The sequence below is a fragment of the Acinetobacter sp. 226-1 genome (assembly GCF_030329325.1).
In the GTDB taxonomy this organism is placed as follows: Bacteria; Pseudomonadota; Gammaproteobacteria; order Pseudomonadales; family Moraxellaceae; genus Acinetobacter; species Acinetobacter sichuanensis.
In genome coordinates, this window is sequence record NZ_JACANU010000010.1 from 93,432 (window position 1) to 101,181 (window position 7,750).

The following is a 7,750-nucleotide window of genomic DNA, read 5'->3' on the forward strand; positions in this document are numbered from 1 at the left end:
TATCCTTAACGCTGTAATGAGGAGCTTCCATGTATCAGGTACTTGCACGTAAATATCGCCCACGAAATTTTAATGAATTGGTTGGACAAAATCACGTTTCACGTGCATTAACCAGTGCATTGGATCGGGGGCGTTTACATCATGCCTACTTGTTTACGGGAACGCGAGGCGTGGGGAAAACCACCATTGCCCGTATTCTGGCAAAATGCCTGAACTGCGAAACGGGTGTAACGTCTACGCCGTGTGAAGTTTGTGCGACCTGTAAAGCAGTCAATGAAGGTCGTTTTATTGACCTGATTGAAATTGATGCGGCATCACGTACCAAAGTTGAAGATACGCGTGAACTGTTGGATAACGTTCCCTATGCACCGACACAAGGGCGTTTCAAGGTTTATCTGATCGATGAAGTACATATGTTGTCTACGCATTCTTTTAATGCTTTACTGAAAACATTGGAAGAACCGCCTGCACATGTCAAATTTTTATTTGCCACAACCGATCCACAAAAGCTCCCGATAACAGTGATTTCACGTTGTTTACAATTCACCTTGCGCCCTTTGGCAGTCGATGAAATTACCCATCATTTAACGGATATTTTAGCCAAAGAAAGCATTCAGTCTGAACAGGATGCAATTTGGCAAATTGCTGAATCGGCACAGGGTTCCTTACGTGATGCCTTATCTTTGACCGATCAGGCGATTGCCTATGGTCAAGGTGCGATTCATCATCAAGATGTCAAGGAAATGCTGGGGCTGATTGATCGAACCATTATTTATGATTTGATTTTGGCGATTCATCAAAATCAACGTGAGCGTGTCAGTCAGCTTTTACTACAATTTAGACAGCAAGCTTTGGATGTCTCTTTGGTTTTAGATCAATTTATTTCAACATTACATGAATTGGCAATGTTGCAATATCTACCCGATTTAAGCCTGAAATATAGCGCAGAAATCAATAAAAAGATCATGACATTATCGCAATTGGTTTCTGCACAGGACATCCAGTTGTATTATCAGATTGCCTGTAAGGGACGTGCAGATCTGCAATTGGCAGTGACGCAAGAACAAGGTTTTGAAATGACGGTCTTGCGTTTACTGGCATTCCGTCCATTGCAAGCCAATGAAATTGTGGTTTCAGAGCCAAGAACTGTTCAGTCGTCTTTAGTCACGGCTCAACCGATTGAGCAAAACCCTGAATCTGAAACAAAACCTGATATTCAAGAACAGTATGACTCTGAACAAAATCATTTTGTTGAACATGTTGATGATCATCAAGTTCAGACAGCAAGTACACTTTCACACATTGAGCATTCACCTGAAAGTATTGCACCTGTCGCTGAACAGCTTGAGTATGTTGTACCCACATCGACAAGTGCAACGCCAAATACGCAAGAAGCAACTAGTGCAAAATCTGCAAACATGGAGCAGGCTCAGGACTTAAGTATTGGCATTGAACCTGAAACATTGTCATTACAACAGACTGAAAATATTGAAGCAGTCAATGAAATTCAAAATTTACAGGATACAGATGAACTCGCTTTAACTTCATTTGGTGCAGATTTTTCTGAAAATGTTGCAATAACAAATACTGCTGTAACTGAAGACGTATTCTTCCTTGCTACAGAAATGGACGAAGCAAAACCTGTAGTACAGTTGCATGAAGTGGTTGATGTTGGGACTGAATCCATCACTAAAACTCAGCCTCAGAATCAAGTTGCCGTCGAGATTGAACAAGATAAAAATCATTCACAGCAAACGCCACAAGACATTTTACAGCTTGCGCCGCAGCAACTTGAAGGTGAATGGGATGTCAATAAATGGGAATACTGGTTTAGAAACAGTGATTTGTCACCTGCTGTGCAGGAGTTGGCACAACATGGTTTGATGATTGGAATGATTAACGGTCATTCTACATTTCAAATTTCCAAGCAATATGAAAATTTATTAAATCAAACTCAACATGCGCTAGAGTCATCACTTAAACAACAATGGTTGAGTACTGTGTTTAATGTGCAATATGGTGAAGTTGAAAGTACCACACCATTTCATATGCAAAATGAACGCAAAATTCAAGCATATCAACGCGCTGAACAAATGTTACATGCTGAGCCTGCAATCAAAAGCTTATTGCAAGATTTTGAGGGTGAGTTGCAAAATATTCAATTGAAAGTTTAGGTTATTTCATTAAATAATCCTGTAAAGCATCTCGCATTTCATGTGGAATCGGGGTGCTTTTTTTCGTTTCACGCTCAACGAATACATGTATAAAGTGACCTTGTGCAGATGCTTTATTTTGCCCTTGTTTAAAAATGGCTAAATCATAAGTCAATGAAGAATTGCCAATTTTAGAGATTGCCACCCCGACTTCAATGACTTCTGGATAGGTTAATTCTTGTAAAAAGTCGCAAGCTGAATTGACCACTAAACCAATAATGGGGGATCGGTGAATATCAAAATAACTATAGTAGGTGACATTGTTGACATGCCCATAAATATCGTTGTCTGCCCATCGGGTTTGAATCGGGAATAAAAAACAATATTGAGTGCGAGTTCTAACTTCTGGTTTCATATTTTTCATCTAATTTAATTAATAATGAATGGGTAAATCATTTATAAATAATCACTTAATAAATTTCTTGGTAAATTTTTAAAGCGTGCGATTTAGTCATTTCTCTTGGATTATTTTGCAATAAGCGTGTTTGTAACATGGCATCTTCAGCCAAGCGATCTAACATATTTTCAGGGATATTGAGCTGATTGAGTTTTAAGGTTAAACCACTGCTGTCTAAATGACGTTGCATATGGTCAATAAATAAATCACATAAACCTTCTGTACTGCCTTTACTATAAGGATCTAGATATTGCATTAGCTCAGCATAGAGTTGCTTGGCATGTGGAGCATTAAACTTTAAAACTTCTAATAAAACTAAGGCATTTGTATGTCCATGGGATAAATGAAAATGTCCGCCGAGTGGATAAGCCAAAGCATGTACAGCACCTACAGGCGCATTGGCAAATGCCTGACCTGCAAGCATAGAACCCAATAACATATTTTGTCGCGCTTCTAAGTTTGAACCATCTTTTAACACTAAAGGTAAATTTTTATTTAACAGCTTCAAGGCTTGTTTAGCGAGCATATCTGCATAAAAATTCTTTTTAATTTTAGAGGTATAGGCTTCAATCGCGTGTACCATAGCATCAATACCCGTTGCCGCAGTAATATGTGCAGGTAAACCGACTGTAAAATTGGCATCTAAAATTGCAACATCTGCATATAAAATAGGTGCCACAATACCTGTTTTGGTGGTTTCTCCAGTTGTCACAATCGAAATTGGAGTGACTTCTGAACCTGTACCCGCCGTTGTTGGCACTAAAATTAAGGGTAAGCGAGGTGCCTGTGCATTATTTACACCATATAAGTCTTGAATATTTTGTTGTTGTTGTGGGTCTGCTAAAATCGCAATGACTTTCGCAACATCCATTGAGCTGCCACCACCAAACCCGATGATGACATCAACCTGTTCACGTTTTGCATAATTGACCGCATCTAAAATAATGTGTTCAGCAGGGTCGGCTTGTACATCTGAATAAATCACATAATCTAAGTTTAATTGTTCAAGGATGTCTAAAATTGGACGATGCAAATCATGTTGAATCATGCCTGCATCCGTGACGAGTAAGAGTTTTTTATAATTTTTTATTGTTAAAATGTTACGTAACTCTTGAATTGAGCCTAAACCTGAAATGATATTGGCAACAGTTTGAAATTGAAAATGACGCATATGTATTATCCTTAATCTATCATCATAAAATAAACATTATTGTTTTGTCGTACTATGGGATTCATTCGTTAAATAACTTAACATAAGCCCTGAAAAAATAAATGATCAATTGAGGTTGTTATGTCATCCAAAACGCCATACAAGGTGTTATGTGTGTGTTTAGGAAATATTTGCCGTTCTCCAACTGCTGAGGTTGTGTTGCGACATTATTGTGATGAGCATCAACTCAATATTCAGGTTGATTCAGCAGGAACAAGCAATTATCACCCCAATAAAGCACCTGATGAACGTAGCCAAAAACATGCTAAAGCACGCGGCTATGATTTATCTGCATTACGCGCACGTCAGTTGCAACTAAATGATTTTTATGAATTTGATTTGATTTTAGCAATGGATTTGGAAAACTTAAAAAATATCTTAAATTTAAAGCATCAAGCTGAGCAAAATACGCAAGGACATAAAATTCGTGCTTCAGTTGCACTCATGAGTGAACATGATCCGAACTATCTGCAACAAGCACTACCAGATCCTTATTATGGGGATGCAGAAGGTTTTGAGCGTGTGCTTGATCAGTGTGAATCAAGTAGCCAAGCATGGATTGAACATTTTAAACGTCAAGCGTAACACTAAGGTTTTGTATGAATATTCAAAAAAACGTTTCTCTAAAAGAATTTAATACATTACGTTTAGATGCATTGGCTTCAAATTATGTGAAAGTTCAATCAAAACAAGCATTGATTGAAGCGCTTGCTTATGCACAAACACAACATTTAAATGTTCTCATTCTTTCGGGTGGGAGCAATATGTTGCTGCCTCAAAATATTCATGCACTTGTCATGCATATGGAGATTCAAGGCATTGAGTTTTTATCTGAAGATGATCATACACAAACCTTAAAAGTTGGTGCGGGGCAGGTTTGGCATGATTTCGTTTTATGGACGACCACGCAAAAGCTATACGGTTTACAAAATCTTGCTTTAATTCCGGGGCTTGTAGGCGCTGCACCTGTACAAAATATTGGTGCTTATGGTGTGGAAGTTGGCGAATTTATTGAATATGTTGAAGTTTATGATCGTCAGCAGCAACAGTTTAAATTGATTGCTGCTGAGGATTGTGATTTTTCTTATCGTCACAGTATTTTTAAAGATAATCCAAATCGCTATATTATTGTGAGTGTTATTTTTAAATTATTAAAACAAGCCGATTTAAAAATCAATTATGGCGATTTGAAAGCGGCAATGCAGGATGATATTTCTGCAGAAAATTTACAAAAACAGGTGATTCATATTCGTCAAAGTAAATTACCCGACCCTAAAGAATTTCCAAATGTGGGTAGTTTTTTTAAAAATCCAATCATTACACAAGCAGATTTACAACAAATATGTGTGGAATTTCCAAATATCCCACATTATCCTCAAACAAATGAGAAGGTTAAGATTGCTGCGGGTTGGCTGATTGATCAAACTGGTTGGAAAGGCAGAAAACTGCACCAAGTCGGTATGTTTGAAAAACAGGCTTTGGTCTTGGTCAACTATGCAAATGCAACATTAACTGATGTACAAGCGACGTATCGTGCAGTACAGCAGGATGTTTACAATAAATTTAATGTGTTACTGGAGCCAGAACCTGTATTGTTTAATGAATTAGGTCTCATTCAGTCACATATAAGCGAGTAAAAAATGAAGAAACAGCATTGGATGATCAAAACAGTACGGAGGATTGCAATCCTTTTTGTACTTTTTGCTTGTCTAATGGTGTTTTGGTATACACCATTTTATTCTAATTTAATGGTGAAATTACTCAATACTTTTGTCCCCGTAGAAGTCAACCAAATTGCTGCCCAAAGTCAGCAAAATGCTGCACTTTCAGAGTCCGAAAATTTAGAACCAGGTTCAGATTTATGGATTGCAAGACAAGCGTATTTAAAGTTAATGGAAACAGAAATCCGAGATAAAAATGCTCAAAATTTGATGCTTTTACAATTAAGATATAAAGCATTGCAAGAGGAAATTATTAAAAAACAAAAAGAAAATAAAGATGAAAAAGATAAACCTACGATTCCATTAATTGTAGAGCACTCTGCATCAGCAACAATAGATGATTCATCAAGTACAACAGTAAAAGCTTTACTTGATTTAAATAATGAAAGTAATAAAGCTTTAATGGATCAATACATAAAATTTTTAAAAACACATCATGTTCAAGAGGAAATGGTTCACAGTGAATTGGCGAGTTCCGCAGTTCAAGCAGATATTGAAAGTTTGCAAAATCAGGACACTGTGAAAAGTAAAGTTACCAATCAACCTTATGCTATCGTTGTTTTAGGTGGCGGATTAACACTAGATAAAAACCAAAAAGACATTGTTGTAAATGCTTATACTCGCGTAAGATTAGAAAAAACCATAGAAGTTGAAAAGAAAACAAAATTACCTATTGTATTAAGTGGTGTTGAGTCTCCTTATATGCAAGCATGGTTAAAAGAACGTGGTGTAGATGCAAATTTACTTGAAAATCGTAGTATGAATACATGTGAAAATACACGTTTTAGCTCACTACTTTTACAGAAAAAAGGAGGAGCACCTACAGTATTACTGATTACAGATCGTTATCATATGCCAAGAACAAGAAGGCTCTTTGCCTTAAATGGTATTGAAACTATTCCAATCGAAGCACCTATGCCAACACCTTTAACAGAATGGCAACCCAGTAAACAAAATTATAATCATAGCCGACGTGCAAATTATGAAACATTAGCTGCTATTCGTGATGTTCTATTTGGATCAAGTGGCTGTCGTGAGGTTCCCTAATGTCAGATATTCCATTTTTAAATCCGACAATTTTAAAACAACTCGATTTACCTATTCCAGATCGCGAAAAAACACCCCGATTATTAGAAGCTTTAAATCTGAATAAGCCTTATGAGCCTTCAAGAGAAATACAAGCTTATCGACGCTTGTATGGTTTAGATCAATTGATTGGTCAACATTGGCAAGGTTTTATTTGTATGCCTTTATTTAAATTGCATATTCAAGTATTTCAGCCAAATGTTGATAAAATCAAAGGTACAGTTTTTTTATTACATGGTTATCTTGAACATAGTGGTATTTACCAACCTATTATTCGCGAAATTTTAGAACAAGGTTTTAGCGTTCTTACTTATGATTTACCTGGACACGGTCTAAGTAGTGGTTCACCTGCCAATATTGAAAATTTTGACCATTATCAGCAAGTATTACATGCTGTATATCAATATGTTAAAAATGCAGACCAACTTCCTAAACCGTGGGTAGGTATTGGACAAAGTACAGGTGCAGCAATTTTAATGCATCATTTACTTGAGTATGCACAGCGCCGCGAAAACCCAATTGTTGAACGTGTTTTATTATTATCACCACTTATTCGCCCAGCAAAATCAGCATGGTGGCATAACTCAGTCGGGCTAGGTATTATTCGTAGAATTAAGCGCGAAGTTCCTAGACATTTTAGACGTAATAATCACAATCCTGAATTTTTAAGATTTGTACGTTTAAAAGATCCTTTACAACCACGTATGATGGGAATGGATTGGATTTTAGCTATGTCTAAATGGATGCAAGAAATGGAAAATCGCCCTGCGTGTCGTATTCCAGTTTGGCTTGCCCAAGGCGCGCAAGATCAAACAGTAGACTGGCGCTATAATATCGAATTTATTCGTCATAAATTTCGATTACAGACTTTGCTCATGTTAGAAGAAGGTTCGCATCAACTTATTAATGAACGTGCTGATATTCGTGCAGCTTTAACTGGATTAATTCCTGCTTTTTTACATGCGAATTCTGTTGGTTCATATTATTAAACCTCATTTTAAAAATAAATTCGCATTTATAAGTCTAAAAATGCAGTAAATTTATTCAAAATGACTAAAAAAAGATCACTTGATAAATAAAATTAAAAAACTTTAAAAAAAGGGGTTGCGTCGTATGTGAAATG

General features: G+C 36.7%; 7 protein-coding genes. 5 read left to right on the forward strand and 2 right to left on the reverse strand.

Annotated elements, in window-relative coordinates:
- Nucleotides 1–29 precede the first annotated feature (29 nt).
- Nucleotides 30–2,174, forward strand: coding sequence for a DNA polymerase III subunit gamma/tau (dnaX, locus tag HX124_RS14085; protein ID WP_286383584.1), 2,145 nt, complete (start codon nucleotides 30–32; stop codon nucleotides 2,172–2,174).
- Between the two features lies 1 nt (nucleotide 2,175).
- Here the strand turns inward: dnaX and HX124_RS14090 are convergent, their stop codons facing one another.
- Together HX124_RS14090 and HX124_RS14095 are read right to left on the reverse strand one after the other, a co-directional pair.
- Nucleotides 2,176–2,568: an acyl-CoA thioesterase gene (locus tag HX124_RS14090; RefSeq protein WP_286383585.1), complete on the reverse strand. Its 393-nt coding sequence runs from the start codon at nucleotides 2,566–2,568 to the stop codon at nucleotides 2,176–2,178.
- Nucleotides 2,569–2,623: 55 nt separating this feature from the next.
- The gene (locus HX124_RS14095; RefSeq protein WP_286383586.1) at nucleotides 2,624–3,781 is read right to left on the reverse strand and encodes an iron-containing alcohol dehydrogenase; all 1,158 of its coding nucleotides are present in this window, start codon (nucleotides 3,779–3,781) and stop codon (nucleotides 2,624–2,626) included.
- A gap of 120 nt (nucleotides 3,782–3,901) precedes the next feature.
- Here HX124_RS14095 and HX124_RS14100 point away from each other — a divergent pair, with 120 nt between their 5' ends.
- Genes HX124_RS14100 through HX124_RS14115 form a run of 4 tightly spaced genes read left to right on the forward strand, consistent with a single transcriptional unit; the run spans nucleotide 3,902 to nucleotide 7,616 of the window.
- Entirely contained in the window at nucleotides 3,902–4,405 is a 504-nt protein-coding gene (locus HX124_RS14100) for a low molecular weight protein-tyrosine-phosphatase (protein ID WP_286383587.1), read from the forward strand.
- Between the two features lie 14 nt (nucleotides 4,406–4,419).
- Nucleotides 4,420–5,457: a UDP-N-acetylmuramate dehydrogenase gene (gene murB / locus HX124_RS14105; RefSeq protein ID WP_286383588.1), complete on the forward strand. Its 1,038-nt coding sequence runs from the start codon at nucleotides 4,420–4,422 to the stop codon at nucleotides 5,455–5,457.
- A 3-nt stretch (nucleotides 5,458–5,460) separates the two neighbouring features.
- Nucleotides 5,461–6,588 carry a YdcF family protein gene (locus HX124_RS14110; RefSeq protein WP_286383589.1) on the forward strand — a complete coding sequence of 376 codons (1,128 nt, stop codon included), beginning with the start codon at nucleotides 5,461–5,463 and terminating at the stop codon, nucleotides 6,586–6,588.
- Nucleotides 6,588–7,616 (forward strand): alpha/beta hydrolase, encoded by a 1,029-nt coding sequence (locus HX124_RS14115; RefSeq protein WP_286378502.1) that lies wholly within the window; start codon nucleotides 6,588–6,590, stop codon nucleotides 7,614–7,616. The genes HX124_RS14110 and HX124_RS14115 overlap by 1 nt, the downstream gene beginning before the upstream one ends.
- Nucleotides 7,617–7,750: the final 134 nt, after the last annotated feature.

Bases quoted from the DNA above. Each gene is read 5' to 3' on its own strand.
- dnaX (WP_286383584.1), top strand. From the start codon at position 30: ATGTATCAGGTACTTGCACGTAAATATCGCCCACGAAATTTTAATGAA.
- HX124_RS14090 (WP_286383585.1), bottom strand. From the start codon at position 2,568: ATGAAACCAGAAGTTAGAACTCGCACTCAATATTGTTTTTTATTCCCG.
- HX124_RS14095 (WP_286383586.1), bottom strand. From the start codon at position 3,781: ATGCGTCATTTTCAATTTCAAACTGTTGCCAATATCATTTCAGGTTTA.
- HX124_RS14100 (WP_286383587.1), top strand. From the start codon at position 3,902: ATGTCATCCAAAACGCCATACAAGGTGTTATGTGTGTGTTTAGGAAAT.
- murB (WP_286383588.1), top strand. From the start codon at position 4,420: ATGAATATTCAAAAAAACGTTTCTCTAAAAGAATTTAATACATTACGT.
- HX124_RS14110 (WP_286383589.1), top strand. From the start codon at position 5,461: ATGAAGAAACAGCATTGGATGATCAAAACAGTACGGAGGATTGCAATC.
- HX124_RS14115 (WP_286378502.1), top strand. From the start codon at position 6,588: ATGTCAGATATTCCATTTTTAAATCCGACAATTTTAAAACAACTCGAT.